This is a genomic window from Halobacillus salinarum (genome assembly GCF_022919095.1).
GTDB classification, from domain to species: domain Bacteria; phylum Bacillota; class Bacilli; order Bacillales; family Halobacillaceae; genus Halobacillus_B; species Halobacillus_B salinarum.
This window is the reverse complement of sequence record NZ_CP095073.1, coordinates 2293140-2315681: the sequence shown is the minus strand read 5'-3', so window position 1 is coordinate 2315681 and position 22542 is coordinate 2293140. Positions and strand designations below refer to the sequence as shown.

The 22542-nt window shown below is 41.6% G+C and carries 26 protein-coding genes, 1 pseudogene and 1 riboswitch; of the genes and pseudogenes, 1 reads left to right on the top strand and 26 read right to left on the bottom strand.

The genetic code is table 11. The features are described from left to right. Positions 1–82: 82 nt before the first annotated feature. Positions 83–259: riboswitch (cobalamin riboswitch) on the bottom strand. Positions 260–305: 46 nt separating this feature from the next. The 12 genes and pseudogenes from MUN89_RS11860 to MUN89_RS11805 all read right to left on the bottom strand — a co-directional run bounded on the left by MUN89_RS11860 (position 306) and on the right by MUN89_RS11805 (position 11551). Next, positions 306–2084 (bottom strand): ATP-binding protein, encoded by a 1779-nt coding sequence (locus MUN89_RS11860; RefSeq protein WP_244707963.1) that lies wholly within the window; start codon positions 2082–2084, stop codon positions 306–308. Then, positions 2084–2800, bottom strand: coding sequence for a response regulator transcription factor (locus MUN89_RS11855; RefSeq protein WP_244713752.1), 717 nt, complete (start codon positions 2798–2800; stop codon positions 2084–2086). The genes MUN89_RS11860 and MUN89_RS11855 overlap by 1 nt, the downstream gene beginning before the upstream one ends. Positions 2801–2905: 105 nt before the next feature. Beyond that, positions 2906–4093, bottom strand: coding sequence for a c-type cytochrome biogenesis protein CcsB (ccsB, locus tag MUN89_RS11850; protein ID WP_305852421.1), 1188 nt, complete (start codon positions 4091–4093; stop codon positions 2906–2908). A gap of 26 nt (positions 4094–4119) precedes the next feature. Next, positions 4120–5748 (bottom strand): cytochrome c biogenesis protein ResB, encoded by a 1629-nt coding sequence (gene resB, locus MUN89_RS11845; protein WP_244707961.1) that lies wholly within the window; start codon positions 5746–5748, stop codon positions 4120–4122. 27 nt (positions 5749–5775) lie between these two features. Further along, positions 5776–6330, bottom strand: coding sequence for a thiol-disulfide oxidoreductase ResA (gene resA / locus MUN89_RS11840; RefSeq protein WP_244707959.1), 555 nt, complete (start codon positions 6328–6330; stop codon positions 5776–5778). A gap of 53 nt (positions 6331–6383) precedes the next feature. Then, on the bottom strand, positions 6384–7124 hold the full coding sequence (locus tag MUN89_RS11835; RefSeq protein ID WP_305852456.1) for a pseudouridine synthase: 741 nt from the start codon (positions 7122–7124) through the stop codon (positions 6384–6386). Positions 7125–7260: 136 nt separating this feature from the next. Then, a complete protein-coding gene (locus tag MUN89_RS11830; protein ID WP_244707957.1) occupies positions 7261–7776 on the bottom strand; it encodes a spore maturation protein in 516 nt (171 codons plus the stop codon). Next, positions 7773–8363 carry a nucleoside recognition domain-containing protein gene (locus tag MUN89_RS11825; protein WP_244707955.1) on the bottom strand — a complete coding sequence of 197 codons (591 nt, stop codon included), beginning with the start codon at positions 8361–8363 and terminating at the stop codon, positions 7773–7775. Before MUN89_RS11825 ends, MUN89_RS11830 begins: the two co-directional genes overlap by 4 nt. After that, complete coding sequence (locus MUN89_RS11820) at positions 8351–9331, bottom strand: D-alanyl-D-alanine carboxypeptidase family protein (protein ID WP_396265987.1); 981 nt, start codon at positions 9329–9331, stop codon at positions 8351–8353. Before MUN89_RS11820 ends, MUN89_RS11825 begins: the two co-directional genes overlap by 13 nt. 308 nt (positions 9332–9639) lie before the next feature. After that, on the bottom strand, positions 9640–10119 hold the full coding sequence (locus MUN89_RS11815) for a DUF3907 family protein (protein WP_244707953.1): 480 nt from the start codon (positions 10117–10119) through the stop codon (positions 9640–9642). An 87-nt stretch (positions 10120–10206) separates the two neighbouring features. Beyond that, positions 10207–10808, bottom strand: a pseudogene (scpB, locus tag MUN89_RS11810) (SMC-Scp complex subunit ScpB). Continuing rightward, positions 10808–11551 carry a segregation/condensation protein A gene (locus tag MUN89_RS11805; RefSeq protein ID WP_244707951.1) on the bottom strand — a complete coding sequence of 248 codons (744 nt, stop codon included), beginning with the start codon at positions 11549–11551 and terminating at the stop codon, positions 10808–10810. The pseudogene scpB and the gene MUN89_RS11805 overlap by 1 nt, the downstream one beginning before the upstream one ends. A 134-nt stretch (positions 11552–11685) precedes the next feature. On the opposite strand from MUN89_RS11805, the gene MUN89_RS11800 reads away from it, so the two are divergent. After that, positions 11686–12150, top strand: coding sequence for a DUF309 domain-containing protein (locus tag MUN89_RS11800; RefSeq protein ID WP_244707950.1), 465 nt, complete (start codon positions 11686–11688; stop codon positions 12148–12150). Between the two features lie 38 nt (positions 12151–12188). On the opposite strand, the gene MUN89_RS11795 is transcribed toward MUN89_RS11800, so the two are convergent. From MUN89_RS11795 to MUN89_RS11730, 14 genes are all read right to left on the bottom strand, one after another. Then, complete coding sequence (locus MUN89_RS11795; RefSeq protein ID WP_244707948.1) at positions 12189–12554, bottom strand: GNAT family N-acetyltransferase; 366 nt, start codon at positions 12552–12554, stop codon at positions 12189–12191. Between the two features lie 287 nt (positions 12555–12841). After that, positions 12842–13312, bottom strand: a complete 471-nt coding sequence (locus tag MUN89_RS11790) for a site-2 protease family protein (RefSeq protein ID WP_244707946.1) — start codon at positions 13310–13312, stop codon at positions 12842–12844. 7 nt (positions 13313–13319) lie between these two features. Beyond that, positions 13320–13754: a peptidylprolyl isomerase gene (locus MUN89_RS11785; RefSeq protein ID WP_244707944.1), complete on the bottom strand. Its 435-nt coding sequence runs from the start codon at positions 13752–13754 to the stop codon at positions 13320–13322. After that, positions 13751–15064, bottom strand: a complete 1314-nt coding sequence (lysA, locus tag MUN89_RS11780; RefSeq protein ID WP_244707942.1) for a diaminopimelate decarboxylase — start codon at positions 15062–15064, stop codon at positions 13751–13753. The genes MUN89_RS11785 and lysA overlap by 4 nt, the downstream gene beginning before the upstream one ends. Before the next feature lie 104 nt (positions 15065–15168). After that, positions 15169–16605, bottom strand: a complete 1437-nt coding sequence (locus MUN89_RS11775) for a spore germination protein (RefSeq protein ID WP_244713746.1) — start codon at positions 16603–16605, stop codon at positions 15169–15171. 116 nt (positions 16606–16721) lie between these two features. Further along, complete coding sequence (gene spoVAE / locus MUN89_RS11770) at positions 16722–17072, bottom strand: stage V sporulation protein AE (protein ID WP_244707940.1); 351 nt, start codon at positions 17070–17072, stop codon at positions 16722–16724. Positions 17073–17074: 2 nt separating this feature from the next. After that, complete coding sequence (gene spoVAD / locus MUN89_RS11765) at positions 17075–18085, bottom strand: stage V sporulation protein AD (RefSeq protein ID WP_244707938.1); 1011 nt, start codon at positions 18083–18085, stop codon at positions 17075–17077. Positions 18086–18096: 11 nt separating this feature from the next. Next, positions 18097–18555, bottom strand: a complete 459-nt coding sequence (gene spoVAC, locus MUN89_RS11760; RefSeq protein ID WP_244707936.1) for a stage V sporulation protein AC — start codon at positions 18553–18555, stop codon at positions 18097–18099. Positions 18556–18567: 12 nt separating this feature from the next. After that, a complete protein-coding gene (locus MUN89_RS11755; protein WP_244707934.1) occupies positions 18568–18978 on the bottom strand; it encodes a stage V sporulation protein AB in 411 nt (136 codons plus the stop codon). Beyond that, on the bottom strand, positions 18965–19582 hold the full coding sequence (locus MUN89_RS11750; protein WP_244707933.1) for a stage V sporulation protein AA: 618 nt from the start codon (positions 19580–19582) through the stop codon (positions 18965–18967). Before MUN89_RS11750 ends, MUN89_RS11755 begins: the two co-directional genes overlap by 14 nt. A 93-nt stretch (positions 19583–19675) precedes the next feature. Beyond that, a complete protein-coding gene (gene sigF, locus MUN89_RS11745; RefSeq protein ID WP_244707931.1) occupies positions 19676–20428 on the bottom strand; it encodes an RNA polymerase sporulation sigma factor SigF in 753 nt (250 codons plus the stop codon). An 11-nt stretch (positions 20429–20439) separates the two neighbouring features. Continuing rightward, positions 20440–20880, bottom strand: coding sequence for an anti-sigma F factor (gene spoIIAB / locus MUN89_RS11740; protein WP_244707929.1), 441 nt, complete (start codon positions 20878–20880; stop codon positions 20440–20442). After that, positions 20877–21230, bottom strand: coding sequence for an anti-sigma F factor antagonist (gene spoIIAA, locus MUN89_RS11735; RefSeq protein WP_244707927.1), 354 nt, complete (start codon positions 21228–21230; stop codon positions 20877–20879). The genes spoIIAB and spoIIAA overlap by 4 nt, the downstream gene beginning before the upstream one ends. A 90-nt stretch (positions 21231–21320) precedes the next feature. Continuing rightward, positions 21321–22493, bottom strand: a complete 1173-nt coding sequence (locus tag MUN89_RS11730; RefSeq protein ID WP_244707926.1) for a D-alanyl-D-alanine carboxypeptidase family protein — start codon at positions 22491–22493, stop codon at positions 21321–21323. Positions 22494–22542 lie beyond the last annotated feature (49 nt).

The window sequence follows — 22542 nt, the reverse complement described above, 5'->3', positions numbered from 1 at the left end:
CTCATGAGGCAGGTTTAAGACATACCAGGAAGGGGGTCAAAACATCCAACCAGGCTGTCCCATACGCTCAATCCCCGAAGCTTGGAAACGGTGGACTAAGGCAGGTCTACTGACTTATGGGTCATTCTACTAGAGCCCCTTCCCGTGAAAATGTACACAGTGGATTTACTCGTTCGTCGCCATTTACAGTTGCGAGGACAGTTCTGGTCTTTCACCAGATTCCCTATTAAGATATTACACCTTTATCCATTATTCAATTCATTAAATAGATTAACCTAAAACACTAAAGTGCGCAACTCAAACTGCTAATCGTTGAAACTCTTTGGAATTCTGAATGTGAAGGTCGTACCCTCTTCTTTTTTACTATGAACTTGAATTGTACCATTATGAGCTTCAACGATGTTTTTGGCAATGGCCAATCCTAAACCGATGCCTTTCTTTTCTTGACCTGGCATTCTTTTTCTAGATTTGTCAGCTTTATAAAATCGTTCAAACACAAAAGGAAGATCCTCCTCAGCTATTCCTGATCCCGAATCAATGACTGAAACAGTCCATTCATTCTCGGAGTCTTCAGTAATCACTTCCACTTTTCCACCAGGATCTGTATGGCGGATGGCATTATCAACTAGATTTGTCAATACTTGTTCAATTCGATCTGCGTCAAAAGCAAACCAGGACGATGCATTCCATTGCTTGGCTTCAAGAAGCACGTTCCTCTCCTGCGCGACCACTTGGAATTTACGAATAATCTTCTGCATAAATGGGTCCCATTCTATATTCTCTATCTCAAGTGAAATATGTCCCGCTTCCATACGGGCTAAATCCAGCAGCTCATTCACTAATCTTCCAATTCTCAACGACTCATCATGAATAATTTTTGCAAGCTCATTCTTTTCTTCCTTCGATTCAGCTACGTCATCAACAATCGCTTCACTATAGCCTTGAAGCATGGAAATGGGAGTTCTTAATTCATGAGAGACATTGGCAATGAAATCTTTTCTAAGTTTGTCCAATCTTCTTTCTTCGGTCATATCCCTAAGAATCGCAACAGCACCTCTTACATAATCATTGTCATATAAGGGAGTCATGATGATCACCCACGTTCTTCCTTGAATCGTTACCTCTGTCATTGCCTCTTTTTCATTGTGAATAACTTGACCGAATAACTCTTTAATTGGTTCAGGAAGAGGAAAATCTCCACTGCTTAGTGATTCAACCTCAGCTTCATAGTGGGAGGCTTCCAAGTATTGATTGGCAGGAGGATTGGAAATCAGAACTTTTCCCTTTCGATTGATAGTAATGACTCCATCAGCCATAGAACGAAGGATCCCGGAAAGCTGCTCCTTTTCCTGGCTCAAGGCATTGATGTGAAATTTCAATTGACGGCCCATTCGATTAAAAGCCATTGCTAATTCGCCTATTTCATCGTGGGTTAATATAGGGACTTTCGTATTGAATTCCCCTCTTGCAAGCTCCAAAGCTCCTTCCCTCATCTTTATTAGAGGAGAAGTGATCCTAGTGGATAAAAAGAAAGCAAAAACCGTCGTTAAAATGATTGCAATTCCTGCTCCAAGAAAAATGATTTTTGTCGTATGCTGAGAAGTTTCTTCAATCGTAACCAGTGATTGATAGACGAACACCGTACCTTTATTATTGGAGATCGGGGTCCCAACAATCATAATCCCGTTGTCTGAATCGTCCACTTCCGCTACCTTTTTCACATCCTGTCCGTTTTCCATCACCTTCGCCAGCTCTTCATCGGAAACAAACCAGTCATAGTTCAGCTTCGGCAATTGAGGCGAGTCACTTTCAGCGATGAGTGAATCGTTATCATTAAAAGAAATGACTACTCTGCTGGATGGGTCCTTAATTAAGTTTGTCGTGGATAAAATTAAACTTCGATCTTCATACTGGTTCACCACCTCTGACACTTTTGAGGCGGTTTGCAGTAACTCCCGTTCGGCTTCAACAATATGATAGTTTTCGAAAAACTTAAGTAGAAGAATAGTTAAGATAAACAAGACAAAACAAACTAAAAAGAGGATGGTAAACCACAGTTTTCCGACGACACTACGCCAGAACATCAGTCGCCATTCACCTCAAATTTATACCCTACGCCCCAAACAGTTACGATCATTCCAGCTGCGTTTGAAGAAACTTTACTCAATTTTTCACGAAGTCTCTTCACATGGGTATCCACCGTTCGGAGATCTCCAAAAAACTCATACTGCCATACCTCTTTTAATAATTGCTCGCGATCATAGACTTTGTCTGGGGATTGAGCCATATAATTTAACAATTCATATTCTTTCGGGGTTAGAGCCACTTCTTTTCCATCAGCTGTCACACGATGAGCATCGTTATCGATGGTCATATGCGGAAACACGAGCACATTTTTAGTGGATGTGTTCGTTTCCAGAAATTTTGTTGAGGATGACCTTCGCAGGAGCGCCTTGACACGCAGTACGACTTCCCTTGGACTGAAAGGTTTTACGATGTAATCATCAGCCCCTACTTCGAACCCTTGGACACGATTAGCTTCTTCTCCTTTTGCGGTAAGCATAATAACAGGAGTGGCTTTTTTCTCCCGCAGCTCTCTGCACACCTCGATACCATCTTTGCCAGGGAGCATCAGATCGAGAATAATGAGGTCATAATCTTCCTGCATGGCTTTGTCTAAAGCTTCTTCTCCTTCTTCTGCCTCTTCAATTAAATACTCTTCCCGTTCCAGATACATTCTGATTAAACGACGAATTCTTTCTTCATCGTCTACTACTAAAATTTTTGCGTCGTTTTCCATCATCCATGCCTCCAGCTTCTCATTATTTGCTAGTCTTATTTTACCTCAATTCGCGAATATACAAACGGCAGAAGGCTCTTTTACACCTTCTGCCTTATTCTGTACTTATGCATAGGAATGCAGTCCGGCAATTATTAAATTCACAGCAATCAGATTAAACATAATAATTGCAAAACCTCCGACTGCAAGCCATGCTGACTTCGTTCCCTGCCACCCTCTTGATAAACGCAAGTGCAGATAGGCAGCATAGAAGAAAAATGTAATGAGTGCCCAGACTTCTTTCGGGTCCCAGCCCCAGAAACGATCCCAAGCCTGCTGTGCCCATATCATGGCAAAAATAAGCGCACCCAGTGTAAATACAGGGAAACCAATAGCTACAGCTCGGTAGGATACTTCATCGACAAGTTCTGGATTTACTTTCTTTAATAGCGGCTGAATTGCTGCCGCTACTCTCTTCCTTAGAATCAATCGAGCCAAACCGTAAATGATGAGACCGGCACATATCGACCACAGCACCGTATTCAGCTTTTTAGCTGCATCCTTTCCTCTCATCCAAGAAGGGGCTTCAAACCAAGGCGTCATTCCTGCCTTAGTCACTTGTTCACTTTGTGATGGTCCAGCAATAGCAGGAATTTCATAATTGATTTCTGTCATTTGTCCTTCTACCGGGGCGTTAAAAGTTTCTTTGTACCCAATTGCGCTGAAAGTAGACGACACAATGATAAAACCAAGAGTTGCACAAATCATAAACATTACAAATTCAAGCCAGAACGTCTGCTTGGATTTCCGTGACTGGTCCACTTGGCTGATTAAAAAGATAAGACCAGCTGCAAAACTTACGGATAATATAGCCTGTCCAGTAGCAGCCGTGGTTACATGTATGTATAGCCAATACGACTGCAATGATGGGACAAGCGGCGAAATATCTGTAGGAAACATGCTGGCAAAAGCGATGATCAATAAAGCAACAGGCATCGCGAATAATCCCAATATGTTCAGACGGTAAATAAAATACATAATGACAAAAGCAAAAACAAGCATCATGCCAAAGAAAGTGGTAAATTCAAACAGGTTGCTCACAGGGGCGTGCTGACTTGCAATCCACCGCGTAATAAAATAGCCTATTTGTGTCATTAAACCAAGTATAGTAATAGAGATAGCGATATTACCGATGCGACGACTGTCGCTTTTTTTCTTATCCCGTATGGTCGCTGCGTAGAAAAAAGTGGCAATCAAATAAAGTATGAAAGCAGCAAAGAGTAGATTGCTGCTTATAGAACTCAAATTTCCCATCTTCATCCTCCTTACATGCGTCTAGTCTATCCCTTCATTTCCTGTTGATCTTTAGGTTCAGTAATCCCGGTGCTATCGATAACCTTCGTTATTTCACGACGGAGGGCAAACCAGTTTTTATTTGTATGACCGGCGATCCACACTCCATTCTTTCTAGGCTGAAGCCATATCCGCCTATGGTTCCAATACATGCCCTGCATGACACCTATCATGAAGATGATACCGCCTAGAGCAAGAATTGGCAAAGTCCGGTCTTTCCGGACAGTCAGCCCCGTTACATCCCTGACATCAAAATTAACAAGACCCAGCTTATACTTGTTCTCGCCAGTGGCATCGATATTTGCACCGATGCCTACAAAGCTGACTTCAGGATCCGAGTTATTTCCTGGAGGGTAGACTTTAAATACAAAAGCCGGGTTTCTAGGATACTTAGATTTACTTACTGGTTCTCCAGAGTCCATTTTATATTCCGGATAGTATTGTTCAATAGCAACTTTGAATCCACTGTCTAAGTTATATTCTGCTTTTGGCTCTGATAAATCCACTGTAAACTGACCATAATCTTTGTCTTCATTCCCTTTATCATGGACCTTCAGCGTCAGGCTTTTGAACTCATCCTGCTGGTAGCTTGCCTGGTAGAGCGCATAACCGCCAAATTTAATAGGGTGGTTGACGCGGGCTTGAGCTTCTTTTATTTCTTTCAGCTCTGGCTCTTTACCTGCAACAATGGGGTCTGTTCTTTCATAGATCACGGCATTGGTTTGAAAATTTTTCGGTACCGGACTGCCGTTTTTCTCGAGCGCTTCCTTGAAGCGTTGATCGTCTTCATCATACGTATCCAAGATAAAGTCTTTATTTTTAATGTAGTACTTGCCGTCAGTACCGTTGACTACAGCTGTTTCTCCTTCTCTTACCCAAATAAAATCATCGGTGTACATCATAGGGAGAAAACGAAGCAGCGCTCCTAAGAGAAAGATAATGAGTCCAATATGATTAACGTATGGCCCCCATCTTGCAAACCTGTTTTTTTCAGCGACAATATGACCGTTCTCTTCCTTTATTTTAAACCGCTGTTTCTTTAACTGGTTTTTAAACAAATCAATATCTATGTCCGTGCCTTCTGTCTGGCCGAATATCCGCTGCTTTTTCATGAACTGTTCATGTCTTTTAGGTTTCTGGTGCTTCAAAGTTTTATACAGAGGGACAAACCTATCAATACTGGCAATAATAATCGAAATACCGATCATCGCCAGAAGGACCATATACCACCAGGAACTAAATAGTTTATGAAAACCAAGCTGGTAATAAATTTTTCCTAAAATGCCATATTGATCTTCGTAATGAGCTGCTGGATCTACATTAGATGGTATGTACATTTCCTGTGGGAAAATCGTTCCTATTGCTGAAGCAATCAGCGTCAGTACAATGAGCCACACTCCAACTTTTACAGAAGAAAAGAAATTCCATATTTTATCAATCCAAGTTCGGTTGTAAGTTTGCGAACGACGGGCGCTTCCATCGTATCTCATATTTAACAAAGAAGAGCCATTGGTTCCATCAGCCGCTTCGTTCTGATTCAGTGGCTTTCCGCATGCTTCACAGAGCACAGTTCCTTCTTTATTCTTATGTCCACACTCGCAAGTAATCATGTTCATATAAAAACCTCTCAATATCGCTTAAACTCAGTCCTCAGGTGTAATTTCCTTTAAATAGCCTTCTAATTTATCCAGCGTCAGCTCACCTATAACCTTATCGACAATCTCCCCATCTTTATTAACAAATAAAGTAGCAGGCAGGTTGTCCACGTTATAAAGATCCATAACCTCTCCACTCTTGTCACGCAGTACAGGAAATGATAATTGATACTTATTAATAAATTTCTGTACGACGAGATCGGTGGAGTCTAAATTAACTGTAACAAATTCAACGCCTTTATCTTTATATTTCGAATATACTTGTTCAAAATAAGGCATTTCCTCTTTGCACGGCGGGCAATACGTCGCCCAAAAATTAATCATTACGCCTTTCCCTTTAAGGTCCTCGAGGGCAAGTGTTTCCCCATCAGATCCAAACTTCTCAAGCTGGAAATTTGGGGCTTTTTCCCCTTTTGCTATTACTTGCTTGTCGTCATTCCGGCTTGAAAATATAGCAAAAACAACCAGGCCGGCCATAACGACAAGGAGAACGGCACGAAAAATTAAGCGTTTTCGTTTTTTCTTAAATGTTTTTTCCTTCATTATAGTCACTCCCAAATCATTATAACATTGATTGGAAATAGAAATTTTGAAAATTATTTAACATTTTTCTCTGCGAGCTGGCGCAGCTGTTTAACTTCATGTGGTTTCAATGGACGGCAGTCTCCCGCATTTAACCCTTTTAAATCCAGCTGACCGTATTTTTCCCTCTTAAGTTTGTCTATAGGGAACCCGAGATTTTCAAACATTTTGCGGATTTGTCTGTTCTTTCCTTCGTGCAGAACTACTTGGATAATCGCAGTGTTTTTCTTGCTGTCTGCGGAAACTAACTTAGCATGAACAGCTTTCATATATTCCCCATCTAAAGTAATGCCTTGTTTAAGCTTTAAAAGCTGCTCTTTTGAAGGAATCCCCTTCGTTTTCGCAATATAAATTTTATCCACTTCATGTTTCGGATGCATTAATAAATTGGCGAATTCGCCGTCATTCGTTAATAGGATCAGACCTGATGTATCATAATCCAGTCTGCCTATCGGAAAAATCCTCTCTTCAACTTCAGGAAGATAATCCGTGACGACCTTCCTTCCTTTATCATCCTTTACGCTTGAAATAACGCCTCTAGGCTTATACAGCAAGTAGTAAACGGGCGCCTCCTTCGTCAGCGGAACCCCTTCCACTTCTACTTCATCGTTCGAGGAAACCTTCGTTCCAAGCTCCCTGATAACTTCTCCGTTTACTTTTACTTTCCCATCTTCTATAAGCGTTTCAGCTTTGCGTCGTGAAGTTACACCTGCATTGGCAATAACTTTCTGCAGTCTCTCTTTTTTTTCCATCATATCAGTCACCTGCTTTCTCCTATATCGAGCATTTTAACAAAGCAGAAGCCACGCTGATCACATCCAGCGCGGCCAAGCCAGCTTCTATCCATTATACACGTTTTAAAGTTAATTAATCGAATTTCTCCTATTCAGACTAACTAAACAAGAGGGTAACGATGACAACTGAAGCTATTATACCAGCTAAATCAGCCAGCAGTCCAACCTTTAATGCATCTCCCATTCTCTTTATTCCAACAGCCCCGAAATACACAGTAATGATATACAGAGTTGTGTCTGTGCTGCCTTGCATCGTTGAAGCGAGCTGTCCGATAAAAGAATCCGGCCCGAATGTACGGATCACTTCGGTTGTCATGCTTAAGGCAGCTGTACCTGAGATCGGACGAACGATAGCTAAGGGAAGGACTTCCTTTGGAAAACCGATCAGATTCGTGAAGGGAGTGAGAAAACTGAGTACTGCATTCATGGCACCAGAAGCTTGAAATATTGCGATAGAAACCATCATACCTAACAGGAATGGAAGTAAAGAAACAGCGATGTTCAGTCCCTCTTTGCTTCCTTCTACAAATACTTCATAGGCAGGAATTCGCTTTACAGTCGCGGTCACAAGCACGACCAGTATTACTCCAGGAATGAGCCAAATACTTATCATTGCCTGCTCACTCGTTTCCTTCGGTAATAAAAATAACGGTCAATCATCAACGCAGCCATCGTTGAAATAATGGTTGCCAGTATTGTTGAAGCTACAATACTCGTGGGATCAGCTGATCCATATTTCATACGAATGGCTATGACAGTAGTTGGGATCAGCGTAAGGGAAGAAGTGTTGATGGCTAAAAAGGTAATCATTGATCTACTTGCTTGGTCACTTTTGGACAATTTTTTAAGCTCTTTCATCGCTTTCAACCCCATAGGAGTAGCTGCGTTCCCAAGACCAAACATATTGGCTGTCATATTGGAAAGAATATAACCAAGTGCCGGGTGATCCTTAGGAATTTCAGGGAAAATACGTGTAACAATTGGCCTGAATAATCGTGCTAATCCATTTAGCAAACCCGCTTCTTCAGCTATTTTCATAAGTCCGAGCCAAAACACAAGGACACCTGCAAGGCTGATCGTAATCATCACACTGTCATCCAAGGTTTTGAAAATTGCCTGATTGACCTCTCCCATCGTTCCATGAAAGGCAGCATATAGGATTCCGCTCACTGCCAGAAACACCCAGATTAAGTTGACCATGGGGACACCCCCGACATGTGCTGAAGAAAAGAAAGAAATTCAGTTTGCCATGAACGTTCAGGACGCTCATGAAAAACAGGGGCTTTTAAAATAGGGGTAGAACCAATCATAAATTCTCTGACCCCTGCAAGGTTATCTTCGACCGGATTTGGCTGATACCTGTAAAAAGTGGCCTGCAGCTCTTCTTTCTCTTCCTTCGTCAGCGGAAAATAGATGTCCCGTGGTAAATAATAGCCTTCTCCATTCGCTTTAACTTCTCCTTTTTTTTGGAGCTGGTAAGTCGAATAGTTTTCAAATCCCCATTCAAACATGCGTTGATGGTCATTCCAGTCATCTGGAGCATTCAGGGTAACTGCCACCAGTTCCATTCCATCCTTCTCAGCCGTGCTCACAAGTGTCCGTCCAGCTTTTTTTGTATAGCCGGTTTTACCTCCAGTAGTTCGATCATAGTAAATTGTTAAGAGCTTGTTTTTATTTTTCCAAGGGTAATCTCGATTTTCAGATCGATAGCTCTCACTGCCAGTGACATCTCTAAACGCTTTATTCTTCATGGCATAAGACATGAGCAGCGCCAAGTCGTAAGCACTCGAGTAGTGGGATTCGCCATCCAAGCCATGCGGATTTTCAAAATGTGTGTGTTCCATTCCGAGCCATTCGGCTTTCTCATTCATCAAATAAGTAAATCCTTCGACGCTTCCTCCTACATGTTCTGCAATCGCTACTGCTGAATCATTACCCGAACGCAGCATTAACCCATAAACTAAGTCCTTTAATGGTATTTTTTCATTTTCTGTTAAATAGATGGAAGACCCCTCTGTTCGAACAGCTCGTCCACTTACGTTCACTCGTTCATTCAGTTTTCCAGATTCTATTGCAATAATGGCTGTCATTATTTTAGTTGTACTAGCTATCAATGCAGAATCGTAAGCATCCTTTTCATACAATACTCGGCCGGATTTCGCATCCATGAGAACAGCATGTTCTGCTGATACTGTTATACTAGGGCCGCATGGACAGGAGCGCTGCATGCGATTTGAAAAATAATGAATGTGATAATAATGAGCCCAAGACACTTTTTCAAGAGGTGTCCCCTCCCTATTCTAGTCATTTGGTTAACTTTATGCAGGAGAGTACAAGCTTATGAAAAGGACTCACTGGACAAAAAATAGACAAGGCGTTCATCTACCTAAAAAATCCGAACGATGGTGAAATTTAATCAAAAATTTCAACACCATTCGGATGTTAGAGTGACCTAAACGTTTTTGTGTTTTTTCCTTCAGGACAAATGAAGATCATCGTTACCGTAATACTCAAGCTCCTCTCTAATAGTATGAAATCGCTCTTCTAAAGAAACCAGAAGCTTTTGAATGGACTCTGGAGGGACATCGTGATAGGTAAGCGAGCTTTTTCCGACATAAACAGCCCGACTGTTTTCATACCACGGATCCTCTTTAGGTGAAAAAAATTCATGAATACATTTATGATAAATACGGTATAAAGTTCTCTCTGCAGACTTTTTCTTAAAAGCAGGAGCTTCAATTAATCGGTAAAGCGAATCCTTTGCTTCTTCACTCAGTACAGCCAGTCTTCTTAAAGCTTTCAATACAACCCGGTAATACTCAGGGTCCTGACAACCAACTTCGCCTAATAAATCTGCAAGCGAATGCCTGTCCAAATAACTATTCAACTCGGTGGAAACGTCATCAAGAAATGTGTACACTTCAGCTGTTTGTGTTTTTACATCTGGGTCGTTCATTTATTTTCCTCCTATTATTTTCCCTATGCTTTTCTTTATGTAGGGGGAGGCAAACAAATGACTGATGATTCTAAAATGACAAATAAATTATTCTTCATCATTTCCCTTCGAATGATCCAGTTCCTGAAACTTTTCAAAAAAGAGATCCGCTTCATCCTCTACTTCTGCATCCTCCTTCAAGTCCTCTAATGGAGGCAGTTCTTCAATAGAACTTAACCCAAAATAGATAAGAAAGTCCTTCGTAGTTCCAAACAATACAGGACGTCCAATCGCATCTTTACGTCCTTTCTCTGCAATTAACCCTCGGTTAATAAGGGTTTGCACTGCACGATCACTTTTCACACCTCGCAAATCATCTATTTCCACCCTTGTAATTGGCTGCTGATAAGCAACTATAGCCAATGTCTCTAATGCTGCCTGGGACAAACGAGTCGCTCCAGGGGTATTTAACAATTGTTTATAGTAAGAGGCGTGCTGAGGTTTCGTAGTGAGGTGCAAGGTGCCATTTGAATCCATCATGCTCAGCCCACGCTCTTTTGATTGGTAATCCTCCATCATTTGGGCAGCCACATCTTTAACATTTTCCTGGCTGAGATCTAATAACTGCGCAAGCTGGGGTAAGTAATTCCTTCTTCTCCTGCTGCAAAAAGCAGTCCTTCAATAATGGCTTTATATTCTGTTAATTGCATCATTCATCCTCCATGTTATACACCACTAGTTCGTCAAAATGCTGCTGCTGGATACAAACGACGTCCTTACTTTTCATAAGTTCAAGCAATGCCATGAACGTTACGACAACTTGGGAACGGGTTCGATTTTGGAAAAGCTGGAAAAATGGCGTTCCACTGCGGCTGCTTTTCACTTGGTCCAGGATCTCATCCATTCTCGTCTGGATAGGAATCTCATCTCTTTGGACTTTAGCATTAGGAGCAGGACGGTCTTCCCTCTTAACCATAAGCTTACTCATCGCCTGAATAAGGTCAAAAACATTGGCTTCTCCTGGCTTCACAGGAGGATATCCATCTTTCGATTCTTCATGGCTCATGACAGGTCTCGTATAAATCCGATTAGCATCAATTTCTTTTTTCTTTAACGATTCAGCTGCTTGTTTATATTTTCTATATTCGATCAAACGACGCATCAATTCTTCCCGCGGGTCTTCTTCTAACTCTTCTTCCAATTCCTCGTCCACCACAGGGTTAGGCAGCAGCATTTGACTTTTCATAGCTAACAGACTTGCCGCCATCACTAAATACTCACTGGCAATATCCAGTTCCAATTCCTGCATGGTGTGAATGAACTGCATATATTGAGTAGTAATTTCTGCAACGGGTATATCATAAATATCTATTTCGTACCTGTTAATTAAATGAAGTAATAAGTCCAGAGGACCTTCAAAACCCTCAACTTTTACTTGATAGCTTTTCGTCATCGTTTTCTTCCTCTTCTCTAGTGCAGTGAAATAATCTCTTCTCTCAATATTATCAAACCAGCGCTTTACAACAAATCAGAATATTGTCTTACGCACTATTTTCTTTATAAAATAGAAATGAGGAGGAAGATGTTATGTATCCTGATGCTTATATTGATTACCTTGCCCATTTTCATGGAACTAGAGATTACTTTGAATGTCATGAAGTACTTGAAGATTATTGGAAAGCTACAGATCCAAAAAACCGTCAATCCGTCTGGGTTCTTCTTATACAGATTGCTGTAAGTCTTTACCATTATCGCAGAGGGAATATAAAAGGGGCAGAAATTCTCATTAATAGGTCTATAAAGAAGCTTGAACATAATCAAAGACAGCTCCGCGGCTTAGGCCTGGATGAAAAAATTCTTGAGAAACAATTAAAAAAAATACAAGAACAAATTCTTTCTTCTGAGCCTTATGTAAGCATTCAGCTGCCTATCAATGATCGTGAATTACTGAACAAAACAATCCAACGCTGTTATCAGTGGAACGTCACGTTTTATAGTACGAGTGACCTCTCCAATCCCGAGCTGGTGGATAAACACAAAAGAAGAAAATAGTCATAGAAAAGGAGGTGTTCTGCGACACCTCCTAAGATCTATACTTGTGACGACGCACTGCCTGACTCGCATTTCTCCACAAACGATTCTGTGGCTTCATCTGCACATACGTGATAATCATTTTCAAAATGTTCCTTAGCTTTCTGAATCATCTTTCTCCCAATTCCCAAATTGCGATGGGAGGGGTTAACGGAAACGTGCTGAATAACTGCATCGTTTCCGTGCAGACGAACGCCTACAGTCCCAAGAATATCTTCTTCTTTCCAGAGAAATAAGTGCCAATTGTCGTTGGTCTCATATTCCCTTATTGTTTCCTGAAGTTTTTTTACATCCTTTTCCTCAGGCATAAAGGAAAGAAGACCCATAGCTATTTTTTCAAACGATTTTTTATATCTTATTAACATAGTTATCCCTCAATTATGAAAATAACTTGCCAATCATGGACAATAAGAACACAACGGCTACAATCATCATCAGCCAAAACAAGCGTTTTTCGTGGTTGTTGCTGTTATTCATGTCATCATCCTTTTTTGGCGATGTTACTTTAGAATACCAAACCAAACAAATAAACCCCAGAGCAGGCTAAATGTTAACAGAATGGCAAGTAAAGTCAAATTTTTCTTTCGCACCCTATTGCCCTCCAGCCCTCAAACTTATCTAGGCAATAGCATAGCGGAATTTACAATATTATTCAACCCGTATCCTCGTTGCTCTTACAAATCAGCTGAATAAACCTGTATCCGTCAGAGCTTTTCCCTTTGATTCGAAAAGGAACCAGGTTAACAAGTGCCAGATAAAGATTGAATAATCCAAACAAATAAACGCTGAAAGATATGTGAACGAGAGAACTCATCCAAAGTACAGCAGCACCTGCCGCATTCATGACAGGGCCGCAAATACTGATAATCGCCCTTTCACGTAGTGAGAACTTTTCATTTCTTTCATTCAGCGAGTAAGCTCCGTGAAATAAAATAAGCCGGCATTGGAAATGAAGTTTTCCAATCCTTACTTTCATAATTTCTCGTCCGCTTCCTACCGAAATCAAGGAAAAATCTGACCTGAAACACAATGCAGGAATAACATGGCCGCACTCGTGAATGAATAATCCTAATGGAGCAGCGAAGAAAATAAAAACGAGCAGCTCACGGATAAGGATCATCATATTCTACTTATTTGTCTTCAACTCTCACCTTTTGCATGACATCTCCTGGGCTGACCCGATCGACGATCTCCACGCCATCTGTGACTTTCCCGAAAACTGTATGGCGGCCATCGAGGTGAGGCTGGGGAGAATGGCAGACAAAAAACTGACTGCCTCCCGTATCTTTCCCAGCATGAGCCATGGAAAGCGTACCACGCTCGTGTTTATGAGGATTTCCCTCGGTTTCACATTTGATCGTGTACCCAGGGCCGCCTGTTCCATTTCCTTTTGGACAGCCTCCTTGAATAACAAAGTCCGGGATTACCCGGTGAAATGTGAGTCCATCATAAAATTCACTGTTAGCTAATTTTTCAAAATTTGCCACTGTATTAGGTGCGGCTTCGTCGTAAAGTTCAATATCCATTTGCTCCCCATTTTCAAATTGAATGGTTGCTTGCTTCATATTAAGTTCCCCTCTCCATAATCATAAGTACAATCTAAACGAGTCATTTCGCGATAATCTTCCCGCCTGACTACAATCTGGTGCCTTCCCTGCTCCACAAATACAACTGCCGCCTTTTGAAAGCGGTTGTAATTATTCGCCATAGCATAACCATACGCTCCTGTGCTGAACATTGCAAGCAGATCATGATGTTCCACTTTTGGAAGTTCCACATCCCATATTAGCATATCTCCAGATTCACAGCACTTTCCAGCGACAGCATATGTTTGTTCAATGGATTCGTGCATTTTATTTGCAAGCACAGCTTCATATTTTGCCTGGTAAAGAGCGGGGCGGATATTATCCGTCATGCCTCCATCTACTGAGATATAGGTTCTCACTTGAGGAATATGTTTGATGGAACCCACGGTGTATAAAGACGTCCCTGCATCCCCAACGATCGCCCGACCTGGTTCAATCCATATCTCCGGCATAGGGTATTGGAGTTCAGAAGATTGTTTCTTCACTTCTGTGATAAGGGCATGAGCGTATTCATTCAAATCCAATGGATCATCTTCTTTCGTGTACTGGATTCCGAAGCCTCCGCCAAGGTTTAACACTTCAGCGATAAAGCCATGATTTTCACGCCAAAAAGCCATTGTTTGAAATAATTTTCTCGTAGCCATCGTGAACCCGCTTGTTTCAAAAATCTGAGAACCGATATGGCAGTGGAGCCCTTTGAGATGAAGGCGGTCCTCTATTGCTATTTGTTGGAAGGCTTTTTCTGCCTGTCCACTTGACAAATCAAAACCAAATTTCGAATCTTCTTGGCCAGTCAGGATGTAATCATGTGTATGGGCTTCGATCCCAGGAGTCACTCGCAAAAGCACATCCATATGCTTATTTTTTTCATGCAGGAGCTGGGATAAGAGATGTATTTCAAAAAAGTTATCAACGACAACGCATCCAATATTGCTATCGATCGCCATCTCTAATTCCTGCACACTTTTATTATTTCCATGCATATGAATTTTATCTCTTGGAAAGCCAGCTTCAAGTGCAGTATGTAATTCTCCTTGAGAAACTACATCCAGGCTCAGTCCCTCCTGTTTTGCTACCTGGAGCATGGCAATCGATGAAAATGCTTTACTTGCATATGCGACTTGAGCATTCACTCCATACGTGTTAAAAGTATCAATAAACGCCCGGGCATTTTCACGAATTCTTTCGACATTATATACGTATAAGGGTGTACCGTAAAGATCAGCCAGTTCCTGGGCACGAACACCGGCAATTTGCAGTTCCCCCTGCTGATTGATATCTCGCTTCATTAGCAACCGCCTTTCCAGCCTTTCATAAAAAGAAAATGCTCCTTTTAAAGGAACATTTTTAAATTACATTAAATTTATCACACCGTTTTTAAACCGGCAATACATTAAGGCTGCCGATCGTTATTTTGCGGATGTACAATACTAGGACGAACTTTTGATAATGGCACAGACAAACGGAATAAGATTTGAGCAAATGCTAAAGCATTAAATGGCAGAAACGGCCATAAATAAGGCGTATTTAATGATTTAGTCCTTGCAAGGAATAAAATGTAAGCTGTGAAGCCTATGACGAGTCCTTTCAATCCTAAAACCGCAGTAAAAATGACCAGCCCCACCCGCACCATTTTGTTTGCTACGGAAAGTTCATAACTTGGAGTGGCATAAGAGCCAATCGCACTGACGGCAATATACAAAATAACTTCAGGCTGAAACATACCCACATCAATAGCGATCTGTCCGATTAAAACCGCAGCGATCAATCCCATTGCTGTCGACAAAGGCGTCGGAGTGTGAATAGCAGCAATTCTAAGCATTTCCAACCCTAAATCTGCAATAAGCAGTTGAAAAACAATCGGGATGCTGCTTTCTTCATTAGGACCGATAAATGCTAGAGCATCGGGTAATAATGAAGGGTTAAGATTGAACAGCATCCAAAGCGGCAGAAGAAAAATTGAAGCTAAAATTCCAAAAAAACGAATCCAACGGACGAAAGACCCTACAGCTGGTGACTGCCGGTATTCTTCAGCATGCTGGACGTGGTGAAAATATGTGGTCGGTGTGATGATCATACTTGGCGAAGTATCGACCATAATCAGAACATGTCCTTCAAACAAATGAGCGGAAGCTACATCCGGCCTTTCCGTATATCTGACTAGCGGGAAAGGGTTTCTTCCCTGCTGAACAAGGAACTCTTCCAACGTTTTATCAGCCATCGAGAGCCCGTCTATGTCAATGTTCTGAAGTTCCTGTTTGACTAACTCTACTAGACCCGGGTCGGCGACGTCCTTAATATAAGAGATGCAGATATCTGTTTTTGAACGGACTCCCACTTGCATGATTTCATGGCGAAGTCGTTCATCACGAATTCTTCTTCTCGTTAATGCTGTGTTTTCAATAATATTTTCTGTATATCCATCTCTGGAACCACGAATAACCTTCTCCGTGTCGGGCTCCTCAGGAGTTCTTCCAGGATAAGCACGCACATCAACAATTAAGGCTTCCGTTTCCCCATCAATGAAAATAACAATTAACCCTGATAACATTTGGGTAATACATTTTTCTATGGTTTGGACAGATTCCACCTGCTGATGAGGAATATCATTTTTTATTCTTTTATACACTGTACGCGGTTCTTCACTGGACTCATTTAATTCAAACAGCTGGCGCATGAGTTCAACGATTACCGGAGTATCACAAAGTCCTGTAACGTAATAAATGTCCACTTCATGACCAAATTTATGAATACTTCGATAACCCAGGTCAAAGGACTGTTCAATGCCGACCCGATCGTTCATGATCTTACGATTTTGTTCAAGCTTCATCACAATCGGAGTTTCCTTCTGTGGATGAAGCTTCGTTTCCTCTGTCTTTTGATCCGGTGGTTTTGGCGTCTCTGTGTTATTTCCTTTGGTGGTCGACATCGATCCAGCTCCTTTCTTTAACCTTTAGGTTTAAAAATGACCGCAATGATAAAACCAAATAAGATCGCTGAAGCAATACCTGCAGAAGTTAATTGAAAGATTCCAACCGCCACTCCTATTATTCCATGTTCATCAGATTGTTCCATAGCTCCATGAAGGAGGGAATGTCCAAAACTTGTGATCGGTACAGTTGCCCCCGCCCCGGCAAATTCAATTAATTTATCATATAAATCAAAAGAGTCCAGTACGGCCCCGGCTACAACAAAAGAGGACATGACGTGTGCGGGAGTAAGCTTGGCAAAATCCAGCAGCAGCTGCCCAATGACGCAAATCGCTCCACCTACTATAAATGCCCATAAATAATCCATAGTTACACGTCTCCCTTCGTAAACACGACCGCATGAGCAATACCTGGAATCGATTCTTTTTGCTGAATCATCATAGGGCTCATTAATGCCCCCGTTGCCACGATCAAAATTTTGTTATACGTCCCTTTTTTCAAATCATTTAGCAATTTCCCATATGTGACTACTGCAGAACAAGCACATCCACTACCGCCGCTGAAAACAGGCTGATCGCTGTGATAAATGAGGAGTCCGCAATCTTCATGTATTTCCGATACATCAAACCCATCCTGTTTGAGCAAATCACGTACAATAGGTGATCCGACTGCGGAAAGGTCTCCGGTTGCGATTACATCGTAATCCTGAGGTACTCTCCCCATATCCTCCAAGTGCACTTTTATAGTATCCCACGCAGCCGGAGCCATAGCTGATCCCATATCAAACGGATCGGTAATGTTATAATCCATCACTTTTCCAATCGTTGCTGCCTCTACGCGTACCGGAGAAGGTGCAGTCGATAGTAATGCCGCTCCGCTGCCCGTGACTGTAAACGTTGCAGTTTTAGGTTTCTGCCCTCCATATTCTGTTGGGTACCTGAATTGCCTTTCAGCGGTGGCGTTATGGGAACTGACTGCTGCAATGGCCTGCTTAGCATACCCGGCTTCTATTAATGCTGATCCTGTGGCAATGGTCTCCATAGATGTAGAACAAGCACCGAACATTCCGAGTAAAGGGATACCTAGCTGCCTTGCCACATAGTTACCGGTCACATTCTGATTAAGAAGATCTCCGGCAAGAAATAAATCCACTCCAGATTGGTCAATCCCTGCCTTTTGCAGACATGTATGGACCGCCTTGTTCATTAACGCTCGTTCAGCAAGCTCCCAATTGCTCTCCTCACAATGCAGGTCTTTATAAATATAATCAAACGTGTCTTTAAGAGGACCTTCGCCTTCCAAAGGTCCCACGGCAGTCCCTGTTGACTGAACATATACGGGTTTTGTAAAACTCCACGTTTGTTTACCTGTCTTACCCATTCTAATTCCTCCTAAATGATAGCTCGAAAAATATAGCGTAATAAACCTAATACGTAAGCCGCTACTACTCCAAAGACAATAACAGACCCAGCAAGCTTAAAGAGATTGGTAGCGACCCCAAGGACCAATCCTTCACTTTTATGTTCCAAAGCAGCAGAAGTGATCGAATTTGCAAAGCCTGTAACGGGAACAGCAGATCCCGCACCAGCAAATTGCCCGAGTCGATCATAAACCCCTAAACCTGTAGCTAAAGAAGAAAGAAGAATCAGCGTTGCTACCGTCGGATTGCCTGCATCCTTCTCCGAAAAACCAAACCAATGAATATACATATTGGTTAATAGTTCTCCAAAGATACAAATCAAGCCACCGATTATAAAAGCTTTTAAAGTATTCATAAAATAAGGCGGCTTAGGTTGATAATTTTTACTGATTTTGCTATAGTTTTTTTCATTCATTGAGTTGTTTTTCATAAATTTTTCCTCCTAGCGGGAAAATATGATCCATTGGAATAAAGAGCCGGCAATTTTACCTAAAGCGATTGCCATCATTAAAGGAAATAGGAAACTTTCTATTCCTACACGTTTAAATAACAGCGGAAATACATTCAATACTTCTGTCAAAGCAGCAGCGAGCATACCGATAAATAAACCATGCAGCAACCCCCAAACGACGATGCCTACGGTGGTTATGTTTATAGAATGCTCACCAAATGATAAATAAATCCCGGCAAAGACTCCTGCAATAATCGCTGACTCATAAAAACGAAGCTTAGATACGGAATGGCTGAGCTGCATCAATCTCGGAACGATTCCGAGCACCGTTAAAAATGCGACAAAACCAGTTCCTACTGCAATTCCTGATGCCAAACCAATAAGTATTTCAACGATCCTCATGCTGGTTTTCCACCTTGTTTTCATTCACGGCTGCATAGTGGTCAAGGTTTTCCTGATAATTAAACACTTCCACTTCCATAGGGCTTGGTTCTTCATTGAAGCGTTTTTTAAACCAGTGATTAAAAAAAAGGATCATTCCTACTCCAAGTCCGATTGAATAGGGAATTTGAATCCATAACGGGTGCTCTTCCTCTTGTCCTGTGAGCATATAATGTAGTTTCTGCTGAACTGGTTCCATGCTCACATCGTAATGAAAATTCATGATCGCCATAGCAGCCCCTACGAACAGCAGCAGCCAGATAAGAGCGACTATGACTAACGAAGGCTTTGCTTTCATTTTGTTGATATGAACGACGCAATGGGCGGGTCCAATCAGTTCTATTTCCTGGTTAGGAAATAAGACGACTATTTGTTCAACGATCGTAAATCCATCAATAACCACTATATTTTGATCTTCTTTTGAAACGTGATGAAGTACCAGTTCCTCCATCATTCGTTTCAAATGTACCGGTCCAGTTACCCGGCCAACATCTTTAAGTCTAATTTCACTCTGAGGTTCTACTCCGATCGATTGTTTTAAGCGAATATAGAGAGGAGCAGTCATTCAAATCGCCTCCCCTAAAAGGAAATCTTGTCATTATTATGTGTGAATCGAGGATTTCCATGCACACAAAAAAGCTGCGCTATTTAAGCGCAGCTATGAACTACTGTCTCCCATCGATTCTTTCATCTGTTCTAATATTTTCTTTTCCAGCCGTGATACCTGCACCTGGGAAATCCCTAATCTTTCAGCTACTTCCGTCTGGGTTTGATCTTTAAAATAACGCAGATAAATAATAAGCCTTTCGCGTTTGTCCAACCGGTTCATGACATCTTTTAAAGTCAGCTGGTCGAACCATCCATTTTCTTCTTCCGCAATTTGGTCGACTAAAGTAATCGGATCCCCTTCATTCTCATATACGGTTTCATAAATGGATTGCGGGGAGCGGCCTGCATCTTCTGCCTGGACGATTTCTTCTCTTGTAAGATCAAGAGCTTCAGCAAGTTCATTAACTGTCGGCGATCTGCCGTTCTGCTTCATCAGCTCTTCCTTTTTAACCCGCACCTTATGATTTAATTCCTTTAGACTGCGGCTGACTTTAACAGTTCCATCATCCCTGATAAATCGCTGAATTTCCCCGATAATCATTGGAACGGCATAAGTCGAGAACCTCACATCATAGCTAAGGTCAAATTTATCTACGGATTTCAATAAGCCTATACATCCAATCTGGTAGAGGTCATCCGGGTCATACCCGCGCCTTAAATAACGTTGCACTACAGACCACACGAGACGTGTATTATTCTCTACTAAAAAATGCCGCGCTTCCTGATCTCCTTGCTGACTCTTTCTAATCAGTTCTTTGACATCGTGGTCGGACAGCCGTTCTTTCGTTACATCTCCGCTCATAGGCTCTGCCCCTAATTACACAAAGCCCGGGTTGAAGTCAACTGCTTCATCATACGGATCATTGTGCCTTCCCCAGGCTTTGAGGTAATGTCCACCTTATCCATAAAATTCTCCATAATTGTGAATCCCATACCGGACCGTTCCCATTCGGGCTTTGAAGTATAAAGCGGTTCTCTTGCGACCTCAATGTTGTCAATACCTATCCCTTTATCTTCAATGATTATTTCGATTTGTTCATTTTCCATTTTGCAAGTAAGGGTTATTTTCTCTTCGTTTTTATCTTCGTAACCGTGGATGATCGCGTTGGTTACTGCTTCTGATACGACAGTTTTAATATCCGTCAGTTCCTCCATGGTTGGATTCATTTGACTGATAAATGAAGCAACTGCCACTCTTGCCAAAGATTCATTTTCACTGATACTGAGGAATTCAAGCTTCATTTCATTTTTCATGAAGCCACCCCCAGAAGCTGAAGAGCGAAATCTTCATTATCGACGAGCTTGACGATTTTAAACATCCCTGAGAGGTCAAACAAGCGTTTTACTTCAGGAGAGATCGAGCAGATGACCATTTCTCCACCTGTAGTCTGAATCTCTTTGTACCTTCCCAGCAGTACTCCTAAACCGGAGCTATCCATAAAGTTCAGTTTTTCTAAGTTTACGATGACGTGTCCTACATTATTTGATTGCAGCTGTTCCTGCCAGGCTTCCCTTAAACGGCTTGCTTCGTGATGATCTAATTCCCCTGCCAGACGTACAAGCAGGACATTTTCTCTGGTTACGAAATTCACTTGAAGACTCAATATTTTTCCTCCTCAATCAATTAGAGTCTTTAAGTGTTTCGAAGAGAAAGTACGTTTTTCCTCCCTAAAAACAATACTAGTTAGAAAATGCTAAAACCTCTGAAAGCTCGTCAAATTCCTCCAGGACCGCTGCCACAGAGTCAAAAATCCAGCCCGGTCAATTTGTTCGCCAGCTACCAGCTTAACTTTTGCTACTTCTGCTTCTTTTTTCTTCACGATCATCCATCCAACCTGATCCCCTTTTTGTACAGGAAGATTTGACTTGTTCGCCAACTTGATCGTCGTTTCATAGGAATCCTTAGGCTGTGATTTTTTCTTTAAAATCACGACATCTTTCTCAGGTGAGATATTCATGATTTTCGGCTTTCCTCTTGTAATGGTTTTTTTCTTCACTACTGTATTTTTTGAAAATAGTTTAATTCCTTCATATTGCCCAAAACCATAGTCCAGCATACTGGCTATATCAGCATTTCTCTTCTTAGGTGAATCTGCTCCCATAACAACCGCAACCATATGCATGCTGTCTCTCTTGGCAGAAGCGGTTAAGCAGTATTTTGCCTCAGAAGTGAATCCTGTTTTCAACCCATCCATTCCTGGATAGGTTTTAATCATCTTATTAGTATTCACCAGCCAGAATTCATTCTTTTGTCCTTTGCGTAAATAATCTTCATAAATGCTCGTATATTTCGTAATCGTGTCATGAAGCAGCAGTTCCCGAGCCATTACGGCCATATCATGAGCCGTGCTGTAATGGCCTTTAGCTGGAAGACCGGTTGGGTTTTCAAAATGAGTGTTCTCGAGGCCAAGCTCCTTCGCTTCATCATTCATCCGTTTAACAAATGCCTGTTCTGTGCCTCCGATCCGCTCAGCCATAGCTACACTGGCATCATTTCCTGAAGCGACTGCAATTCCCTTAATCAAATCATTGACTTTCATTTCCTCGCCCGCTTCAAGAAATATTTGTGAACCTCCCATAGATGCAGCGTGTTCACTTACTCTTACTTTTTCATTTAGTTTTAGATGATTGTTCTCAAGCTCTTCCATAATAATTAACAGCGTCATTATTTTCGTCATGCTTGCAGGTGGTAATTTTTCATCTGCATTCTTTTCATACAAAGTCATTCCACTGTTTTTCTCCATTAAAATGGCTGATTTAGCAGAATTCACAATCTCATCCTTCTTTTCCGCAGCGTGCGTAGTGTAAGGCATGAGGAGTGAAATAGTTAAACATAGTGATAAGGTAAATCCGATTACTTTTCTCATTATTTTGCCCTCCTGTGCTTTAAGTGTTCCTATTTTTCCCTGTGTTAGG